This window comes from Rothia terrae (assembly GCF_012396615.1).
GTDB classification, from domain to species: Bacteria; Actinomycetota; Actinomycetes; order Actinomycetales; family Micrococcaceae; genus Rothia; species Rothia terrae.
The window spans coordinates 23,535-42,279 of the sequence record NZ_JAAXPV010000019.1; the positions used below are offsets into that span (position 1 = coordinate 23,535).

General features: G+C 54.4%; 23 protein-coding genes and 1 pseudogene. 7 read left to right on the top strand and 17 right to left on the bottom strand.

Features of this window, described 5'->3' with window-relative positions:
• The first annotated feature begins 2 nt into the window (after positions 1-2).
• Positions 3-2,057, top strand: a complete 2,055-nt coding sequence (gene pknB, locus HF984_RS09760; protein ID WP_168615488.1) for a Stk1 family PASTA domain-containing Ser/Thr kinase — start codon at positions 3-5, stop codon at positions 2,055-2,057.
• 121 nt (positions 2,058-2,178) lie between these two features.
• Here the strand turns inward: pknB and HF984_RS09765 are convergent, their stop codons facing one another.
• Genes HF984_RS09765 through HF984_RS09775 form a run of 3 tightly spaced genes read right to left on the bottom strand, consistent with a single transcriptional unit; the run spans position 2,179 to position 3,853 of the window.
• Positions 2,179-2,814 (bottom strand): aminodeoxychorismate/anthranilate synthase component II, encoded by a 636-nt coding sequence (locus tag HF984_RS09765; RefSeq protein ID WP_168615489.1) that lies wholly within the window; start codon positions 2,812-2,814, stop codon positions 2,179-2,181.
• Positions 2,815-2,839: 25 nt separating this feature from the next.
• Entirely contained in the window at positions 2,840-2,998 is a 159-nt protein-coding gene (locus HF984_RS09770) for a hypothetical protein (protein WP_168615490.1), read from the bottom strand.
• A 12-nt stretch (positions 2,999-3,010) separates the two neighbouring features.
• Positions 3,011-3,853 (bottom strand): class E sortase, encoded by an 843-nt coding sequence (locus tag HF984_RS09775; RefSeq protein WP_168615491.1) that lies wholly within the window; start codon positions 3,851-3,853, stop codon positions 3,011-3,013.
• Between the two features lie 121 nt (positions 3,854-3,974).
• On the opposite strand from HF984_RS09775, the gene HF984_RS09780 reads away from it, so the two are divergent.
• The gene (locus HF984_RS09780) at positions 3,975-4,253 is read left to right on the top strand and encodes a cell division protein CrgA (protein WP_228008103.1); all 279 of its coding nucleotides are present in this window, start codon (positions 3,975-3,977) and stop codon (positions 4,251-4,253) included.
• 2 nt (positions 4,254-4,255) lie between these two features.
• Positions 4,256-4,498 (top strand): long-chain fatty acid--CoA ligase, encoded by a 243-nt coding sequence (locus HF984_RS09785; protein ID WP_168615468.1) that lies wholly within the window; start codon positions 4,256-4,258, stop codon positions 4,496-4,498.
• Positions 4,499-4,693: 195 nt separating this feature from the next.
• Here HF984_RS09785 and HF984_RS09790 read toward each other — a convergent pair whose 3' ends face one another.
• From HF984_RS09790 to HF984_RS09805, 4 genes are all read right to left on the bottom strand, one after another.
• Positions 4,694-5,188 (bottom strand): hypothetical protein, encoded by a 495-nt coding sequence (locus HF984_RS09790; protein WP_168615492.1) that lies wholly within the window; start codon positions 5,186-5,188, stop codon positions 4,694-4,696.
• A 247-nt stretch (positions 5,189-5,435) separates the two neighbouring features.
• Positions 5,436-6,455 (bottom strand): arsenic resistance protein, encoded by a 1,020-nt coding sequence (locus HF984_RS09795; RefSeq protein WP_168615493.1) that lies wholly within the window; start codon positions 6,453-6,455, stop codon positions 5,436-5,438.
• Between the two features lie 227 nt (positions 6,456-6,682).
• The gene (locus tag HF984_RS09800; protein ID WP_168615494.1) at positions 6,683-7,222 is read right to left on the bottom strand and encodes a YceI family protein; all 540 of its coding nucleotides are present in this window, start codon (positions 7,220-7,222) and stop codon (positions 6,683-6,685) included.
• 212 nt (positions 7,223-7,434) lie between these two features.
• Positions 7,435-8,346, bottom strand: a complete 912-nt coding sequence (locus HF984_RS09805) for an ArgP/LysG family DNA-binding transcriptional regulator (protein ID WP_168615495.1) — start codon at positions 8,344-8,346, stop codon at positions 7,435-7,437.
• Positions 8,347-8,416: 70 nt separating this feature from the next.
• Between HF984_RS09805 and HF984_RS09810 the strand changes: the two genes are divergently transcribed.
• Complete coding sequence (locus HF984_RS09810; RefSeq protein ID WP_343947467.1) at positions 8,417-9,043, top strand: LysE/ArgO family amino acid transporter; 627 nt, start codon at positions 8,417-8,419, stop codon at positions 9,041-9,043.
• A gap of 80 nt (positions 9,044-9,123) precedes the next feature.
• Here HF984_RS09810 and HF984_RS11620 read toward each other — a convergent pair.
• The 6 genes and pseudogenes from HF984_RS11620 to HF984_RS09830 all read right to left on the bottom strand — a co-directional run bounded on the left by HF984_RS11620 (position 9,124) and on the right by HF984_RS09830 (position 13,682).
• Positions 9,124-9,861 (bottom strand): annotated as a pseudogene (locus tag HF984_RS11620) (beta-galactosidase small subunit).
• On the bottom strand, positions 9,828-10,208 hold the full coding sequence (locus HF984_RS11625) for a sugar-binding domain-containing protein (protein ID WP_343947468.1): 381 nt from the start codon (positions 10,206-10,208) through the stop codon (positions 9,828-9,830). Before HF984_RS11625 ends, HF984_RS11620 begins: the two are co-directional and overlap by 34 nt.
• Positions 10,209-10,214: 6 nt before the next feature.
• Entirely contained in the window at positions 10,215-10,499 is a 285-nt protein-coding gene (locus HF984_RS11630) for a hypothetical protein (RefSeq protein ID WP_247596590.1), read from the bottom strand.
• Positions 10,500-10,538: 39 nt separating this feature from the next.
• Complete coding sequence (locus tag HF984_RS09820) at positions 10,539-11,471, bottom strand: aldose epimerase family protein (protein WP_168615496.1); 933 nt, start codon at positions 11,469-11,471, stop codon at positions 10,539-10,541.
• A 125-nt stretch (positions 11,472-11,596) separates the two neighbouring features.
• Positions 11,597-11,938: a hypothetical protein gene (locus HF984_RS09825; protein WP_168615497.1), complete on the bottom strand. Its 342-nt coding sequence runs from the start codon at positions 11,936-11,938 to the stop codon at positions 11,597-11,599.
• A 22-nt stretch (positions 11,939-11,960) separates the two neighbouring features.
• Positions 11,961-13,682 carry a sodium:solute symporter family protein gene (locus HF984_RS09830; RefSeq protein WP_247596592.1) on the bottom strand — a complete coding sequence of 574 codons (1,722 nt, stop codon included), beginning with the start codon at positions 13,680-13,682 and terminating at the stop codon, positions 11,961-11,963.
• A 325-nt stretch (positions 13,683-14,007) separates the two neighbouring features.
• Here HF984_RS09830 and HF984_RS09835 point away from each other — a divergent pair, with 325 nt between their 5' ends.
• Complete coding sequence (locus HF984_RS09835; RefSeq protein WP_168615498.1) at positions 14,008-14,526, top strand: inorganic diphosphatase; 519 nt, start codon at positions 14,008-14,010, stop codon at positions 14,524-14,526.
• A gap of 65 nt (positions 14,527-14,591) precedes the next feature.
• Here the strand turns inward: HF984_RS09835 and HF984_RS09840 are convergent, their stop codons facing one another.
• A complete protein-coding gene (locus HF984_RS09840; RefSeq protein ID WP_168615499.1) occupies positions 14,592-14,786 on the bottom strand; it encodes a hypothetical protein in 195 nt (64 codons plus the stop codon).
• 157 nt (positions 14,787-14,943) lie between these two features.
• On the opposite strand from HF984_RS09840, the gene HF984_RS09845 reads away from it, so the two are divergent.
• Both HF984_RS09845 and HF984_RS09850 read left to right on the top strand, forming a co-directional pair.
• Positions 14,944-15,711, top strand: coding sequence for a DeoR/GlpR family DNA-binding transcription regulator (locus HF984_RS09845; RefSeq protein WP_168615500.1), 768 nt, complete (start codon positions 14,944-14,946; stop codon positions 15,709-15,711).
• A complete protein-coding gene (locus tag HF984_RS09850) occupies positions 15,708-16,520 on the top strand; it encodes an HIT family protein (protein WP_168615501.1) in 813 nt (270 codons plus the stop codon). The genes HF984_RS09845 and HF984_RS09850 overlap by 4 nt, the downstream gene beginning before the upstream one ends.
• 64 nt (positions 16,521-16,584) lie before the next feature.
• On the opposite strand, the gene HF984_RS09855 is transcribed toward HF984_RS09850, so the two are convergent.
• The 3 genes from HF984_RS09855 to HF984_RS09865 are packed head-to-tail and all read right to left on the bottom strand — an operon-like array spanning position 16,585 to position 18,354.
• Complete coding sequence (locus HF984_RS09855) at positions 16,585-17,346, bottom strand: SDR family oxidoreductase (RefSeq protein ID WP_168615502.1); 762 nt, start codon at positions 17,344-17,346, stop codon at positions 16,585-16,587.
• A gap of 2 nt (positions 17,347-17,348) precedes the next feature.
• The gene (locus tag HF984_RS09860) at positions 17,349-17,858 is read right to left on the bottom strand and encodes a hypothetical protein (RefSeq protein ID WP_168615503.1); all 510 of its coding nucleotides are present in this window, start codon (positions 17,856-17,858) and stop codon (positions 17,349-17,351) included.
• A gap of 37 nt (positions 17,859-17,895) precedes the next feature.
• Complete coding sequence (locus HF984_RS09865) at positions 17,896-18,354, bottom strand: DUF3817 domain-containing protein (protein ID WP_168615504.1); 459 nt, start codon at positions 18,352-18,354, stop codon at positions 17,896-17,898.
• Positions 18,355-18,745: the final 391 nt, after the last annotated feature.

Genomic DNA, 18,745 nt, shown 5'->3' on the forward strand with positions numbered 1-18,745 from the left:
GTATGGAACTGAACCTCCCCGGTACGATTGACCAGCGTTACACCGTTGAAGAGGTTATCGGTAGCGGTGCCATGGCAACCGTGTATTCAGCTACCGATAATCGTTTGGGACGCCAGGTAGCACTCAAAGTATTGCGCCCTGATATTGCCCGCGATGAGGCATCCTTCTCTCGTTTTGCGCGCGAAGGTGAATCCGTTGCTTCACTGAACCACCCCGGCATTGTGGCTGTTTACGATACCGGCAAGGTGAATGTGCCTGATGAGAAGGGAAGCATTGACGTTCCCTACCTCGTGATGGAGCTTGTTCGCGGTAAGTCTTTGCGCGAGATGATGCGCAGCGGCGGCATTTCAACTAAGGATGCGTCTATCTTCGGTGTGCAGTTGCTTGAGGCTTTGGCGTACAGCCACAGCAAGGGCATTATTCACCGCGATATTAAGCCCGCTAACCTGATGGTGTTGGATCCTACCGATGATGATCGTCAGCGCGGCATTCCCGGTCAGCTTAAGGTCATGGATTTCGGCATCGCTCGTGTGGCTGAGGGCGAGCCTTTGACCCAGGTGAACACCGTTATTGGCACGCCGCGTTATATTTCGCCGGAGCACGCTCGCGGTGCTCAGGTTGATGAGCGTAGCGACGTATATTCCGCTGCGGTTGTTCTTTATGAAATGTTGGCAGGACGCGCGCCGTTTGCTGGCGATGTTGTCAACGAGATTATTTCGCAGCATCTTTCTGAAGAGCCTAAGGCACCGAGCTTTTACGCTAAGCAGCAGATCCCTGCAGAGCTTGACCGCGTAGTTTTGAAGGCTCTGAGCAAGGATCCCGCTCAGCGTTACCAAGATGCTGAGCATTTCCGCAACGCACTGGCACATGCCACCCGCGGCATACTTCCGCAATCTGTCTTGGACGATATCGACAACGCACCTGCTACTTCAGCTATGTCAACTGCTACCGCAGTTGGCGCGGGGGCCGTAGCCGCGTCCAACGACAAGTACAGCGTGCTTGATACCCAGTCTACCCCGCAGGCTCCCGTGGAAGACGCGGGTTTGGGCGGTTTCTTTGCCGGTGCTCAGAGCGAGTACTCCGATGAAGAAGTCATGGAATACGGTCGCGATTCTGAGGTTCTTCTCAAGAACCGTCGCAAGCGCGCGTGGGGCAGGTTCCTTTCCGGCCTTGTGATTTTCTTGCTGGCAGCGTCCTGCATTGGCCTGATTCTGTACTACCAGAACAAGCTGAATGAGGTTCCCACCGTGGCGGTGCCTTCTGTTACCGGTATGTCTCGTGAAGAAGCAGAAAACTCCTTACGCAACGCAGGATTGCAGCTTGAGTTTGAAGAGACATTCTCTGACAAGGTTGAGAAGGGTCAGGCTATCGGTACCGATCCCATTGCGGGAACAGCCATTGACGAAGGCAGCGTTGTAAAACTCAACATGTCTAAGGGCAATGAGATGGTGAAGGTTCCCACCGGCCTGAACGGTCAGTCCGAGGCGTATGTACGTGAGGCTCTCACCAACGCTGATTTCAAGCCGGGACGCACGTCCATGGTGAATAACCCCACCGTACCGGCTGGCATGGTGGTGGGCGTAAAGCCCGGTGAAGGTGAATCCGTTAAGGCTGAGTCAACCATCGACATCATTCTTTCAACCGGCAAGGTTGAGGTGCCCTCGCTCGTAGGTTTAACCCGCGACGAGGCGATTGCTGCACTGACCGGCCCTGATGCACTGCTGAGCACCAACATTGAAAATGTTCAGACCGATGACGCTCCTGCAGGCACCGTAATGTCGCAGAGCGCAGCGGCTGGAACCTCCATTGAGCAGGGTTCTACAGTGACTATCCGTATTGCTAATGCACCCGCTCCTCAAGCGAGCGCATCGGCAGCACCTGCTCCTAGTGCGGCTGCGACTCAGCAAGCTAACAACAACCAGGCTAATCAGAACGCCGCCCAGGCTCAGCCCTCTGCTAGTGCTGCTCCGTCGGCTGCGACGTCCGCTCAGCCTTCTGCGCAGACGTCCGCGACGGCACGTCCGTCAGCGCGTCCGAGCGCATCGGCTAGCCGCTAAGTTCTGGTAACAGCGAGCAAAGGGCGCGTGGGCAATTTTCAAGAAATTGTCCACGCGCCCTTTTTGTTATCTGCTCATCATGCGTGCTAGCCCTTATTAGCCTGCTAGCGAATTTTCGGTCTCAACTGGCAATCAGCGGAGAAAGTTCCTTAGCGCGTGCGGCCACACCGTGCATGCCGAGGTCTTTGAGCCAGTTGCCGAGCATGAGGTAGCCCGCTTCGGTGAGCACTGATTCGGGGTGAAACTGTACTCCGTGCATGGGCGCGTTTTTGTGTGCCAGGCCCATGATGATTCCGTTGTCGGTGGTGGAGGTTACCGCTAGCTCATCGGGCAGAGTCTCGGGCTCCACTGCGAGTGAATGGTAGCGCGTTGCGGTAAAGGGCGAGGGCACGTCTTTGAACACTGACTCGTTTTCGTGCACCAGGCGCGAGGTTTTACCGTGCATCAGTTCCGGGGCGTGCGAGACAGTTGCGCCAAACGCCTCAGCGATTGCCTGGTGTCCTAGGCAGACGCCCAGAAGCGGCTTACGCGCGTCCTTTGCCCATCGAATGAGGTCAATAATGACGCCCGCGTCTGCAGGTGCGCCGGGGCCGGGAGAAATCAGGACGCCGTCGTGCTGCTCAGCGAGCGCGATGGCCGCATCCAGGCTTATTTCGTCGTTGCGCACCACGGTGGTTTGTGCGCCCAGTTGTTGAATGTAGCCCACCAGGGTGAACACAAAACTGTCATAGTTATCAATAACCAGAACTTTTGTCATGGTCTGCACCTTTCTGACGGTGAGGCTATTCGATGGTTGAGGTTTCGGTGAAGGGGCTGTATTCCACGAATGCGGGGAATACGTACTGCATGAGCAGTAGAACTACCGCTACGATGAGCACGATAGCGATGAGAATACGCGCCCACAGTGGGCCGGGCAGATGTCTAAAGATCCATCCGTACATATCAAATTCTCCTTAGTTCACTGCGCCGGCAATTTCGGCGGGCGCGCCTGCTGATTGTGGCTGGAATGATTCCATTTTTGCGTGCACGATGTATCGTTCGGTGTCGCCGTAGCGCGGGTGGCAGGAGGTGAGTGTCATGATGCGCTCGGTGGGTGCAGCGCCCGGGTTATCGGGGTTGGGGGCGATGACTTCTACCTGGGTGGGCAGAACAATTTCGTGCTTGTACACGCTGTAGGTGTAGTACCCTTCGCGGGTTCGCACGTAGATTTTGTCGCCTTCTTGAAGCTGGTCGATGTTATCGAGCACTGCGCCGTTGGTTTGGCGGTGGCCTGCGAGCGAGAAGTTGCCGATTTCGCCGGGTTCGGCGGTGTCTTCGTAGTGTCCCAGTCCGAGGGTGTCGAGCACTTCGGTGCTGGTGCCTTCGGCGATAGGACGCTGGTAGTTTTCGCCCAGACGCGGAATGTAGACGATGCCGTACGCTTCTCCTTCGCCCGGCGCGCCTGCGGCTACGGGCGGGTTACTCGCATCCGTGTTCTGCGCCGATGAGTCAGCGTTCTCACCGCTAGTGCCGTCGCTACTTTCAGCACCATTACCGACGCCGTCAGTAGCCGCGTCCGCAGAAGAGCCTGCCGCGTCCTTGAACTCTTGGCTCAGCGACTGCACAGTATCATCCTGCGCACTGTTAGCCGCAATGTTCGTCCACCACAGCTGCCACGCAACAAAGAGCAAAAGAATAAGGCCAACCGTAATGAGCAGCTCACCAAAAATTTGAATGATCCACTGCAGAGGGCTCCTGCGGGACGCCGAACGCGCCCCCTTAGTAGCGACGCTACCGTGCTGTGCGGTGTTGCTCATCGTCTACCTTTCGCCGCCGCTCTGCACTTTTCTTAAAAGGTGAGGGCGATATAATCATGCATTGAAGTACGTTTTATAACTATTTAACCGTACACGAGTTGTGCACGGTGCTGGAGGTATTGTGGCTGAGTCAGGTAGCAAACGAGCGCAGTCAGATCTTGATGAAGAAGCGCAGTTTCGCAAGGTAGCGCGCGAGATGACCACCGACGAGTTCGCCAGCCCCACCCCGCTGTGGTACCGCGTCATCATGTTCGGTCTGATGATTGCCGGCGTTGTGTGGATTATGGTCTACTACATCACGCAAAGCGCCTACCCTATCGCCGCCCTCGGCGCGTGGAACCTCGTAGTTGGTGTTGGCCTGATGATGCTCGGTCTGATTATGACCACTAGGTGGCGTTAATCGTGGCTCACCAGGGTTTTGCCGGTTCGGATATTCACCCCGAGCTGCCGAACACACCGAGTGACGCGTCTAAGCCTGACGTCACCAACCCCTCAAACCTTGCCCCCGTTGATCCGTCGCAAAAACGTGAGGATCGCGAGGACATCAAGGCAGCAATTGTTGAAACCAAACTACGACGCTGGGCTTTAATTGGCTTCATCGCGGCACCAGCGGCGTATTTTGCCTGGCAGGCTCTGGGCGGTTAGCCCTCTAAAAAATTTCATCAAGGACGCGCGTCCTACTTTTAAAAACGGCAGGTGCTCGGGGTTTTCTTCCGGGAACCTGCCGTTTTACGTCTTTTATTCTTTAGCGATAGCTGGCGGCTGATATGACTTTACGGTGGATTGGCTGGTGTACTGCTTGCTGTTCGCCGTGGCGTAGGTGGCAACAAACCCCTCATATCAGGGGCGAATGTTGCCGTACTGGCTGTCAAAGCGCAGGTTCACCGCACTGTTCGTCACGATGGGCGAGTTGCCGCCCTTAGGAATGGTGATGGTGGTTGCGCCGGGAGTTTTCATGGTCACCTTGTAATCCACGTATCCGGTAGGAATCACCATAGTAGTACCGTCAGCCATCGGTATAGCGGTAGTAACTTTTACCGGAGCGTTCCAGTAAGTGCCGGTAGCGCCGAGGAAAGTCGGTGCAGCCGCAGCAAGCACGCTACTGATTACAATGTAGTATTCCAAGCTGGTAAGTTTCGCCGTTGTTGCGGCGCTACCGTTAATCGCCTGAATCTGGTAACCCGCCGAATGAACGTCGGTGTGATAGCGAGTGTGATTAGTAGCGTCGGTATAAGACTTGACCGTACCCGTTTGCCCCGCGCTGACACCGGCGTACTCAGGGTTGCTTGACCTTGCATAGGCAGGAACAACCGAAGTAGCAATAACCACCGGCACAGACCAGCTAGCACCTTTAATAAGCTGGCGTCGCGAAGCTGCAGTAGGCGTTGGGGGACGTCCTCTTTCTGTTCTACCGCAACGATTTTGTCGAAAACAATCTAGCTGGTGCGGTGGGGGGGGATGCGCAATGAGCTTTCTTGCAGCGGTTATTTCTACTTTCAAAAACTTGTCTTAAATCCTACCTTTTTTACTGTGAAAGCCACCGGATTTTCTTTACCTCACGGTTAGTGTTTTATAACAAGTTTTAAGAAAAATATTGTTTCTTGAGAAAGCCAGTAAAGAAGCGGACCATGAGCACCATAACGCACAATTCCACCAAGGTTTGAGTGACAACGACGAGCGGAATCCGCGCCGCCACACCAGCATCCGGCAGGGTGGATGCGAGCGCCAACGCAACCGGCATCATCACCAGCGCATTGCGCGTGACACCGGAGAAAACTACCGCCCGGCAAGCATCCGGATGCTGTGAATGCCCTAGCCAGCGCACATATAAGCTGCCTGCCACCCACATGGTAAGCGCAAACACAACATAGACTAATGCGGGAGTTACCAGCGACCACTGCCCCGCCACCTCATAAAAATGAGCGGCAACCGAGGTAAAGAGCACCAGCATCATCAACGGCATCATAAAGAGTTCTGAAAGTTTGCGCGAGGCCGCTTCTATGCGGGCAAGATTGCCCCCGCAAACGGCAAGTTTTTGAGCACCCCAGGCACACATCAGCGGCACAATCACCGCGCTCAACGTCACCACAACGTCGGGCGCGCTATCCACAACAGTGGCGAGATTCCACGGCACACGAGACCACAGACCCACCGCCCCAAAGACCCAAAGCCATACCGGAATCATCACCACCTGCCCCAGCAAAAGCGCAGGCGTGGCACTGAGCAGCTTTCGCGCATCCGCCCCGGCAAGACCAGCAAAAACCACCACGTAGTCAATACACGGTGCGAGCAAAACCAGAGCCACCGTAAAAGTCGTGATGTCATCCAGTGAGTCAAAAATGCTCAGAAGCCCCAGCACCACCAAAGGCGCCAGCAGAGCGTTAACACCAAACAGCAGAGCTAAAAACCCGCGAAATGCAGGTACCGCCTTCACCTTTTGAAGCGGCATCATCATGAAGGTGGCGGCAAGGAGCAAAGCGAGCGCGGGAAGAATCAGCGGTTCTAAAGATGCGGTCGCCCCGCCCGTGGCCAACGCAACGAGAGCGCCCATGGCAAGCGCCAGAAGATAGAGAGCTACCTGGTGTTTTTGGATCCATTGCACTGGCGTAGCTCTCCCCTGCGACGTTATTTTACACTTTCCGTGGATTCGCGCTGTAATTTCCGGGTTTTTACAGCGCAAATCCACGGAAAGTTGGATGCCGACCCCTACTACCACGTCCAGCACAAAAAACTGCCCGCCACCAGAAGGTGACGGGCAGTTTTACTCACACACATCCACTCACAGAAGTTTCCTTCTGCTCGGGAATTTTTACCCTTTACGGGAAGTCTTTATGCCTCGGGTGCAGTGAATTCGAGGTCGAGCTCGATGAGAACCTTGTCTGAAACCATGACACCGCCGGTCTCAACTGCTGCGTTCCAGGTGATGCCGAATTCTTTGCGTGAAATGGTGGTTGATACGGATGCGCCGGTACGGGTAGCACCGAATGCGTCAACAGCTACGCCACCGAATTCACCGGTGAGGGTAACAGGGCGGGTCTCACCGTGAATAGTGAGGTCACCTGCAACGGTGATGTCTTCGCCATCGATCTCGAATGAGGTTGACTTGAAGGTCATGGTGGGGTGGTTTTCAGCGTCGAAGAAGTCTGCTGACTTGAGGTGACCGTCACGTGCTTCGTTCTCAGTATTGATAGATGCGATCTGCACGGTTGCATCAACGGTTGAGTCTGAGATGTTCTCGGCTACGTTGAGCTGTGCGTCGAACTGCTCGAAAATGCCGCGCACCTTTGAGATGCCTGCGTGTCGTACTACGAAGCCTACGCGTGAGTGTGCTGCGTCGATTCTCCAGTTGCCTGCGAAGAGATTTGCCATTGTTCTTTTCCTTTCGGGAGGTGTTGTTTCCTTGTGGCAATTACTTTACGCGTAAAGTTTATAGATTGCAAACTTTCTCCGTAAAGTTTTTTGGAAATTTTAGAAAAGAAAACGCTGACTAGGTGTTTTACCCAACTGAAAATTTAACTTTCCGCGGATTTGCGCTAAAATTTTCGCGTTTTTACAGCGCAAATCCACGGAAAGTTCAGAAATTAGTACACGTACCCCTCCCCCAACGCGTCGTAAATCCGCTGGGTAACGCGCTCCATCACTGATGAGGTAATTTTCCAGTGCTGCCAAAACAGCGGAATCTCTACCGGCTCATCGGCGAGCTTAACCCAGCGTCCTTCGGCGAGCGCGTCTGCGCTTTGAGTTTCGGGCACAATCCCCCACCCGATACCCATATCAACAGCCCGCACATAGTCCGGTGAGGACGGCACATAGACGCTCGGCGCATCCTGCAGGTTTTTACCCAAACGATACTTGGACGCGATAAGCTGGCGGCCACGTTGCTGCCCGAAGTCTTTGTGGTCGTACTCAATGACGGGCGCTTGGGCCAGCTGGGTAGCGGTGAGCGATGCGGGCAGGTCAGGAAAGAAGTCGCGCGCAAATTCGGTGGATGCGACGGGCCAGTAACTGCCGATACCGAGTTTGTCGACGGCGCATCCAGCGATGGGGTCGGGTTCTGAGGTGACTGCCGCCATGACTTCGCCGGAGCGCAACAGTGCTGATGAGTGGTATTCGCCTTCGCGTCTTAGGTCGCAGTAGATGTGGTCTTCGCGGGCGAGCACGCGCACCGCATCCAAAAGCCAGGTGGAAAGCGAGTCGCTGTTGACGGCGATTGATACCGTTTGCGCGGATTCGTCGCCGTCCAATTCGCGAGACAGCTCGGTGTGCAAATACTCACTTTGGCGGGCGACGCGCAACACGACTTCACCGGAGTCTGTTGGCGCAACGGGGTTGGTGCGTTTGATGAGTACGCGTCCCGCAGATTGCTCCATTGCCTTGATTCGCTGGGAAACAGCGGATGCGCTGATCATGAGAACGTCGGCTGCGGCGTCGAAGGTGCCGTACTCGACAACGGTGGCGAAGGTCTTGAGCTGGTCTGCGGTAAAACGAGTCATAAGAGTATCTTACGCAACCAAAGAATCATTAGATTGTCTTAGTGCTTAAAAACTCCTAGTCTCGAATACCGTGACTACCGCAGATTTCTTTTCGCATTACCTGGTTGGACTAACCACACTACTCTCGCTGATCGTGGCGATTGGCGCGCAGAACGCCTATATTCTCAAGCAGGGCATTTTGGGCAAGTTCATTGTGCCCATCATTATTTTTTGCACCCTGTCAGACATGCTTCTCATCAGCTTGGGTATTTTCGGCTTTGGTTTTATTTTGCAAAGTGCGCCTTGGTTGCTTGAGGTGTTGCGCTGGGGTGGCGGGTTGTTCTTGCTCTGGTACGGCTTCTCGGCGGCGCGTCGCAGCTTGCACCCCGATTCTTTGAAGGTGGATGCGTCCACCGAAGGACCGCAGACCCTCGGTAAGGCGATCGCTATTGCGGCGGCGATGACCTACCTGAACCCACACACTTATATCGACACCGTGGTTCTACTGGGGTCACTGGCTAACCAGCACGGCGAAGAAGGACGCTGGGCATACTACGCGGGTGCTATCACCGGTAGCTTCCTCTGGTTTACCGGGTTGGGCTTGGGTGCGCGCTTCTTGCGTCCGTTGTTTGCGTCCGAAAAGTCCTGGCGAATTCTGGACGGCGTCATTGCGCTCATCATGTTCTACCTGGCGTTCAAGATTATGTTCGGAATGTAAAGCGCATAAACCGCATGTGCCCGCCTTCTTACTTGAGAAGGCGGGCACCTTTTTACCTGTTGCAACGGGGAGCACAGCCCCTACCCCGGCGTGAACTCGTGCGTGAAGCTAGTTGCGTTAAAGCGGTATTTTTCGAGCACTTCGGGGCCGCAGCTGTTGGAGCCAATACCGTTGTGCGCGTAGTCAATCACGAGCACGGTGGAACCGGATTCTTCGAGCTCGTAGTTATGCGCGGCGCGGGTCAGCTCTTCGGTGGTGTAGCGCGAGGCATTGAACGAGAAGGCGCGGCCTACGGCATATACGTTCAGTCCCGCATCGGCACCGGAGGCCTGCACCATCTCACAGTCACCGCGAGCGCCGTTTTCCTGCGGAGTCACGTAGTCCTCGTGCAACTCCTCAACGGACGCACTGAAGGTTCCATGGAAGCTTGCGCGCTTTTTGTCGGCGTAGTTCTCCTACGGCCCTAAGCCGCGATAGGTCACATGACCCAGCGCCGCATCCACGAAGACCCGCACACCAAAGCGCGGAAGGTCAGGGAACTCGGGCGCTTTCTGCGCCTCTAAACGGCAGGAAATCGCGCCGGACGCGTCCACCCGCCAGGTCGCATCAATCAGCAGGATGCGCTGAACAGTGGGTGCCACCATGCCGATACGCCCTGAAATCTCCACCCCGGCATCCGTCTGGTCAACCTCGCCACGTGCGGCCACTTCGCCGTGATGCGTCAGCTCGTAGCGGGCGCGCACCAACTCGCCGGCGTCCAAAAAATCTAGGTAGTTGCGCAGGGTTACCTGGCCGGAGTCGGCATCGAAGTTCTCCACTCGCAAGGGACGGTGTACGTTCTGATACGGAAGATACCGCTGGTGCGGAACTTATCTTGATCCTCAAGGTAGGTACCGTCGCACCATTTGAGTACCAGCACCGCCAGCTTATTCGTACCCGGCACTAGTTGATCGGTTACATCAAACTCAGCAGTGGCATGTGAAACCTGGCTGTAGCCCACGTACTCGCCGTTGACCCACACGTAGAAACAGGATTTCACGCCCTCAAAGTTCAGGTGTGCTCGCGGCGCAGCGTCCTCAGGTGAATATTCAAACTCGGTAATATAAGCACCTGCCGGGTTTTCATGCGGGACAAAAGGCGGATCCAGCGGAATCGGGTACCGAATATTGGTCTACTGATGCCCGTCAAAGCCGTGGTTCTGACAGACGCCGGGCACGGGAATCTCACCAAAAGCATCCGCAACAAAATCGCGCGCAAAGAACTCGTCCTGCACGTCGTAGATGCTGTCAAAGTATTTGAACTTCCACGTGCCACTCAGCAACTGAAAGCGGGCCGAGACTTCCCTGTCATGCACCAGCGCCCCCTGCGGGGAGGACGCGGGCACATAGTAAGAGCGCGCGGGCAGAGTGTTTTCGTGCAGGACATCGAGGTTCTGGTAGTGCTGAGGAATAATCACGGACGTTCTCTTTTCTACAACGTTGTCGGGGGCGAGATATTAGCGTGATTCGATGCTGTAAATACGCCAGCTGACGGTTTTAGTGTCTCCCGGTGCGAGCACGGTGAGGTTGGTACCGCTGATGAAAGCATTCGCCGGGGCCGTCATGGGTTCCACCGCGAGTGCCCGGCGCGAGGCTCCATCGGAGTACATCTGCACCCATCTAATATCGCGGTCAAAGGAGATGCCTGCACCCTTACCGCTGTCGGAAAGCACGCGCACGCAGGCGCTACCGGTTTCATCAAATTCAATGCCGCCAAAGGCGTGGTCGAGTTCTAAATCTTTGAGCGGGATTTCCTCGCGAACATCCAGCCGCAACTCTTCCACTGGTTTTTCAGCAATCGGCAGCATACGGTCGTTGACTTCGAGGAAAGTGCGCACGGGGGCGCACAGCGTCCATTCATCCACTGAACCTTCAGCGGTATTTCCGTCAGCCACTAGATACGGATGCGACCCCAGCGCATAGGGCGCGTTTTCCGCACCGCGGTTGGTGGCGCTCACGCTCACACTCAGACCGTTTTTATCGACGCTGTAGATTGCCTCAAAGCTCAGTCGGAAAGGGTAGCCCGGCGTCGGTAGAAGATCTAAGGACGCGCGCACACTAGAGGGCTGGTCCCCCTCAGCATTCAGCGCCCACCGTTGCCAATCAACCAGGCCGTGGTTAGCGTTGTTGCGGTCAATTTCGTTGACCGGTACCTGATAAGTCTCGCCCTCAAAGGTGTAGGAGCCATCTTCAAGGCGGTTGGGCCACGGCGCGAGTAGGGCACCGCGTGATCCCTCACGAATCTGAGACTCGGATACCGAGAGAATAAGGTCGCGTCCGTCAGGTGCAGTGAGCGATGAAAGGTTGGCGCCCACCTCATAGATAGTGGCGGTATATCCACCTCCGGTAATACGAACGCTACGCCCTTGCGGACTCAACCCATCTACCACGACTAAACCTTTCATTGACTAGTACATATGCGCACTGCGTTCTGCATCGAACGTAGAGAATATAGGATGCGACGACACTCACGAGGACGCCAGCAACGGCGCGCTGCCCCCGGCGTCCTCATGTTTTAGAGAGCACCTTCGCCTTCTGCTCGTTTTTCGTCGATGTTCTCGACGCTCGTCAAGATATCTTCAGCAGGAACAGGAGCAAATTTCGCCCAGACGAAGAAGAGAGCAGATGCAATCAGCATAGAGATGCCGGTCCACAGGTTGATGGCGATTCCGCCGGTTAGTGCGCGGTCAGCGGCGGGATCCAGCAAGCCGGTGGCTGTCACCAGAATGCCGTAGACCAGAAAGAGCGCGCCGATGATATTGCGAATATCAGTGCGGCGGGTGGAGCGCACCAGGCGGGCTTTTTCCTGCTCCGTCAATGGCGCGTACGATGTGTGAACAGCGTTGTCATTTTTCATGATATTTTCCTTGTTCTTGCGCTTAGACGATGGGCAGGTAGAAGCCGACGCACAGAGCCAGGGCTACGGTGCCCAGTAGTGCAGGTGAACGGTACCAAGCGGTATCACCGGCTACATGGTCTGACTTCACATCAATGGTTCCGACGCCGTAGACCAGACCCTGTAACTCCTCATCGCTCTTGGGCTTTGTAAACAGCGAAACAGCTACCGAAACCACCATGACAGTTACAAACGAGATGATCGCACCGTAGAGGGTTTCAGCGGTACCCGTTGCGAACAGTGATGGATTCTTGAGGTAGGCGATCCACACGATAGTCGGAGCGATAATGCCGGCAATATAGCCCCAGAGACCCGCAGCGGGCGTCATGCGCTTCCACAGCAGACCCAGAATAAATACACCAAATAGCGGTGCGTTAAAGAATGAGAAGAGCGTCTGAATGTAGGTCATGATATTGCCGAATTGCGACGCCAGGTAGGCGGTAAAAATACCGATAACAACGCCGGTAATTGAGACGACGCGTCCTGCCTTCAGGTAGTAGTCATCGGGCATGTTGGGCTTGATGTATTCCTGCCAGATGTCGTAGGTGAAGACGGTGTTGAACGATGACACGTTCGCCGCCATACCCGCCATGAAGGACGCCATCAGACCGGTCACGGCAACACCGAGGACGCCCGAGGGCAGGTACATCTGAATGAGCTTAGGAATCGCATCGTTGTAGGTCAGGGTGCCGTCTGCAAACTGGTTGCCGATGGTTGCTGCAGCAATCATGCCGGGAATAACGATGACGAAGGGAATGAGAAGCTTGGGGAATGCGCCGATGAGCGGGGTGCGGCGGGCAGCTGACATGTTCTTTGCCGAGAATGCGCGCTGCACTTCGGTGAAGTTGGTGGTCCAGTAACCGAAGGAAAGCACAAAGCCCAGTCCGAGGACGATGGCTAGCCAGTTAGCACCGATGGGGTTGGTGACGTCGCCGATGCTGGTGCCCTGCCATGCTGAGAGGTGCAGACGTGAAACGCCGTCGGTTTCCATGAGTGCCGTCTTGAGACCGTTCCAGCCGCCAACGCGGTGCAAACCAACGACAGTGAGCGGCACCAGACCAGCAACGATGACGAAGAACTGCATGACTTCGTTATAGATTGCTGAGGAAAGACCGCCCAGGGTGATGTAAACAAGAACGAACACTGCCGAGACAATGATTGCTGTCCACTGGCTCCAGCCGAGCATTGCTTCAACAACGATTGCCATGGCGTAGAGGTTAATGCCCGCAATCAAAACATTAGACACCGAGAACGCAATGGAGTTCACCAGGTGCGCTGCCTTGCCTAAGCGACGCAGCATAAATTCGGGGACGCTGCGCACTTTTGAGCCGTAGTAGAAAGGCATCATGACGAGGCCGAGGAAGACCATCGCGGGCACAGCACCGATAAAGTAGTAGTGCATGGTGGCCATACCAATTTCTGCACCGTTCGCTGCCATACCAAGGATTTCAATAGCGCCCAGGTTTGCAGACACAAACGCTAGACCGGTAATCCACGCCGGCATTGAGCGGCCAGAGAGAAAGAAGTCCATGGAGGTTCTAATGCTGCGGCGCGCAATAACGCCGATGGCTAGAACGGTTACAAAATAGATGATCAGCATCAGGTAGTCGACGAACTTTAGGTCGAGCCGAACGCCTTCTGAAGCGGCTTCAAGCACCATCGCTTGCTCCTCTAGTGCGGATGCGCGCAGGCAACCCGCGCGCATGTTTATTTGAGTTTATTTGAGTTTGTTTAAGTTTATTTAAGTTTCACTTATTGAGGGTTGAAAAACAAGCTTAAGCACTACCCCACCTACATCAGCTTCCGAAAAAATTTATTGTCCCACTCATCGACGCGCGTCCTCACCCCAAGAACACCACCGAATATATGCCGTCCCAGAAATGTGGTGCTAGTTTCGCGCGGTTTTGCCCTATTTTTGGTGTACTTACCCCCTATAACCGATACCATTAAGACAAAGCCCGCCTTTTGGCGGTTTTGTTCTGTAAGGGCTGTTGAAATATGACAGCTTGGCACTACGAAGGAGAGTACACATGGAACTCGACGTCACTATTGAAATTAACCGCGGCTCACGCGTTAAGTACGAAATCGACCACGAAACCGGTCGCCTGCGCCTGGATCGCGTACTGTTCACCTCCATGCAGTACCCCACCGCTTACGGTTACTTTGAAAACACCTTGGGCGAAGACGGCGATCCCTTGGACGCTATGGTTCTGATTAACGATGAGCTGGTTCCCGGCGTTCTGGTTGAATCACGCCCCATCGCTGTTTTCAACATGACTGACGAGGCTGGCGGCGACGCTAAGGTTCTGTGCGTTCCTTCCGATAAGCGCTACGACGACGTCAAGGAGCTTGAGGACGTTCAGGAGCACGTGAAGGCTGAGATTGCTCACTTCTTCGAGCGCTACAAGGATCTTGAGCCCGGCAAGTGGGTTAAGGCTGAAGGCTGGGAAGGTCGTGAGACCGCTGAGCGCCTGGTTCGCGAAGCTCAGGAACGCTTCGCCAACTCGCACTACGAGTCAGCTGCTGAGGCTGAGGCAGACGAGAACTAATTCTTCTCTGCTCTTTTCTTAAATAAGGATCGCGTCCGCTGTGTGCGGGCGCGATTTTTTGTGCCTTATTGTTGTCGTTTATTGGTGGGACGCGGCGGTTTCAGGCAAGCAACGAGTATGCAGATGAGCGATATACCGATTGAGGGGATCCAGTTAATGAACATGTCGAGCGGATCGCGGCCAGCGATTGCAGACCATGTCCAGATAAGAAGCGTGGCAAACAGTGCGAATAGCATGAGCGTTAGAGCTGTTACGGCCATTCTTTCCGAAGGTTTTTGGGGCATTGCCTGTTCCTTACATCCTCATTCCGGTGGTCAGCTGCGATTTTCTTAAAGTTCATCATAAATAGTGCTTGCCTCTCCACCCTTAAATGATTATATTTAAATCACTAATAATCATAAGTAATCATTTTTGAGCATGGAGAGTCTTTTGCTGGCAGACGAACGTCAAACACTCATCGTTGCAGAAGTAGACCGGCTGGGTACGGTCTCAACTGCAGCTCTTATTGAACGCTTTGGCGTCTCACCCATCACTATCCGCCGCGACCTCGCGGAGCTGGCAGCAGAGGCGCGCATCATTAAAATTCACGGCGGTGCAAGATCCATTCACACATCCGCCAACCCTAGCTACGCTGAAAAGTTCAAGCATCAGCAGGAACAAAAACAGGCAATTGCTCAAGCCGCAGCTGCATTCATCACCGACGGCACTTCTGTTGGCATCTCAGCGGGTTCTACAAGCGCGGCTTTCGCATCCCATATTCAAGGCCTCAACGAGCTGACGGTTGTCACGAACTCCATGCGCGTTGCTGACGAGTTCAAAAATCCCTCCATCAACCTTCTGATGACCGGTGGACGCCGCAGCCCAGCAGATGCGCTCGTCGGCCCCCTGGCTATCAAGTCGTTAGAAGACATCCATGTGCAGACTCTTTTTACGAGTACTCACGCTGTTGATTTGGCGTCGGCTTTTTCAACGCCGGATGCTGAAGAAGCGGCACTTCTCAAGCACTTTATATCCTCCGCAGAGCGCGTCGTGATGGGGTTTGACCACAGTAAATGGGGGGTCACCAGTTTTATGACGTTCGCGCAGTGGAGCGATATTGATGTCGTTATTACTGACGAAAAAACTCCCGAAACAGCTATCTACCAGATGAAAGATCTCGTAGAAGAAGTGGTGATTGCACAATGACTGTAGATCAGCAAACCCAGGTTCCTACAACAACTCAGCTGTCGGTGCGACGCAATGCATTGACGGGGCGTTACCGTTACTACCGTGTGCCGGATGCGCCGCTCAACTCTAAGCTCGCACACCTGCAGCAGAATTTTTCGATTGTTGAACCATCTCAGGTGCCCCCCGATGAGGCTGAAGTCTTCTGGAGCACCACCGTCGATGATCCGAAGCTTACGCCTTTCACGTCCGACGCGGCCGCGCATCGACTGGATTTTTATATCGATACGTTAGAACGTGTTGCTCTTTCTAACCTGCATTACTCACATGCGCTGGTGGTTGAGAAGGCACGCCGTTCAAGCGTTAGTGCGGAGTTTACGGCCTTTAATTCTCCTGCACCTGAGGTTCAGCTGGCACATGTTCAGGGCAAGCGCTGGGAAGAGAGCCATGCCAGCGACTACCTTTCTGACATTCTCGTGGCTGAACTTGTCGATGGACGCCGCATCCTGCTCAATAATGATCATTGGGTGGCTTTTGTGCCGTACGCGCCTTCAGCGGCTTTCGAGGTTATGGTGTTGCCTAAGCGTCCTGCGCACAACATTGTTGCGCTCACTGACTCGATGCGTGCGTCGTTGGAACACACTTATCGGCAGATTACTGAGCTAGTACTGAACGTTTTGGGCGCGCAGACCCAGGTGGATTTCCGATGGGTGATGACGCCTGTCGCTCACCAGACGAGCCTGTCACGCATGTGGCTTCAGTGCACTGCTAATCAGCAGCTCGGTAATTCTCCGGAGGAGTTGGCGCAGATTCTCAAGGCATACCTGTAGAACTGCCGATAGGGCGCTGCGTAGACCAGCGGGATAAGACAAGGGCGTCTTGCCCCGCTTTTTGTTAGCTCACGCCAAAGCCACCGTTGCTGTGCAGAATCTGTCCGTTGATCCAGTGCCCCGCATCAGACAGTAGAAATTCGATGAGGTGAGCGGTGTCTTCAGGGGTGCCTAAACGTCCTGCCGGGGTGCTTTGTGTAAGAACCTGTTCTAGCTCTTCGTTCATCCATCCGGTGTTGATCGGTCCGGGGTTAATGCCATTGACGCGAAACCCTTGCCCTCCAAGTTCTACCGCCCCAGCGGCAATGAGACGATCTAGAGCGCCTTTGCTCATGCCGTATGGCAGGTTATACGCCACGTGATCACTGGTAAGAGCCACAAAACTCTTAGTAGTTTCTTCAAACAAAGATGCATGTGCATACTCTGCATAGGCTTTAAGCAAAAGCCAGTTAGCTCGGGTATTTACCGCAAAGTGCCTGTCAAAGCTTTCAATCGAAGTGGTAAGGATATCGCTATCAATGCTTTCAGCGTGCGAGGTGATAACTGCCCTCACTTCGCCTAGCTGAGCTGCGTGCTCTATCAAGGACGCTGGCGCCTCCGCCTCTTGAAGGTCCAGTTCAACGGGCTGTATGGTTCCCCCACGTTGCTGGCCAAAATGCACAAGCTCATCAAGATCGTTCTCGTCGCGCGTCAGCTCTGCCCTATCGTCATAGGAGTGTAGGTAATTGACGCACACGTTCCAGCCGTTTTCAACGAGTTTCTTCGCCGCAACGTAACCGATACTGTTCGCACGTCCCACCCCGGTAATGAGAGCTGTTTTATTCACCGCTAGCCTTCTTTCACTTCAGTGCCGATAAAGCGAGCAAAGCTTCCCAGCAACTGCTGCGCCGCGTCCTTATCGTGCTCAAAGACGCCCAGCTCAGCATCAGGGTCAATATCCTGGGGTTTGATAACACCTGAAGATATTTCTACGATGCTTCTTTCGTCCTCTTCATCGAAGGTAAAGCTTAGCCCGCCATCAAATGCGCCGTTGAGTACGCCTTCTAAAGGTTGTACAGCTACCACGTCGAGTGGAACCAGGTGAACTACCTGAGCCAGTGGTTGCAGCTCCCCCTCGGCTGTTTCTTCAATAAGTAGCTCGTCACCGATTTCTACGTGTGCTTCGTGGGAGCTACGTAAGTCTACCGGCCACCACAGGTGGGTGTATTCCGTGAATGCTTGCCAGAGTTCTGCCGGTGACAGTTCTGATTCGATCCACAGCCCAGTTCTACTCTCGGGTGGGGCAACTGTCTCAGGTGCCGGTGTTTCATCAATCTGGTGTGAGAACAAGGAGCTCATGTAACTAGCTTACTCAGTAGATACTTGTGACAGTGTTTTAGTTCTTGGGTACTGGAGGTCCCATCATCAGGAGCGCTACGAAGACGATAACGATAACACCCAGGATGGTGAGTGTTGAGATGAGAGGCTTGCGTAGGACGACAGTTTGGAGATGCTCTAATGCGTTATGGGGAGTGTCTCCCCCAGGAGCTAGTCGCCAGCCTCCTCGGAGTAATCCTCGCTTGTTGAGGTACATTTCGTAGGGCACGGTAGCGAAGGGGATAACGGAAAGCAGAATACCGGTGATCCCTACCGGTGCTTTCCATTTCTGGTTAACCCACACGAACACGGTTACTGCTACGTAGCTGAGGAATACGAAGCCGTGCACGCCACCTGCTGCTGAGACGAAGTCAGCGATGCCTGTTACTCTGCAGATGAGTGCGCTGATGAGGCCTGCCCAGGTGATCATCTCAGCGGTTGCGAAGATATTGAAGAGTTTGCGTGGGGTAAAGGTCATGAAGCTATGTCTTCTATCTATGAGTTATAAGTACGAGTTTCTACTCTAGTACCTGCTGGTGAACTGTTCCGTTAGGCTCTTGGTGTGTATGTGGACGCTGACGCTTGTGTGGAGTTCGCTCTGGGGACGCCGGTGTTGTCTTGTGGGTGGATACAAAAAATCCGGGCACCAGTCAGGCTGGTACCCGGATAAAATAGGATGTTAAATAAAAAAGAGGTCCGTGAGAACCTCTTTTTTGTTTTAAACCTGGTGGTTTATTATTTCAAAACCGCATAGTGGACGCAACAACAACCAAACAACTATTCACACCAACCACCAAAAAATGATTGAAAAGTAAGCCTTCGACCTATTAGTACCAGTCAACTCCACACCTCTTCAGTCGGCGCTTCCA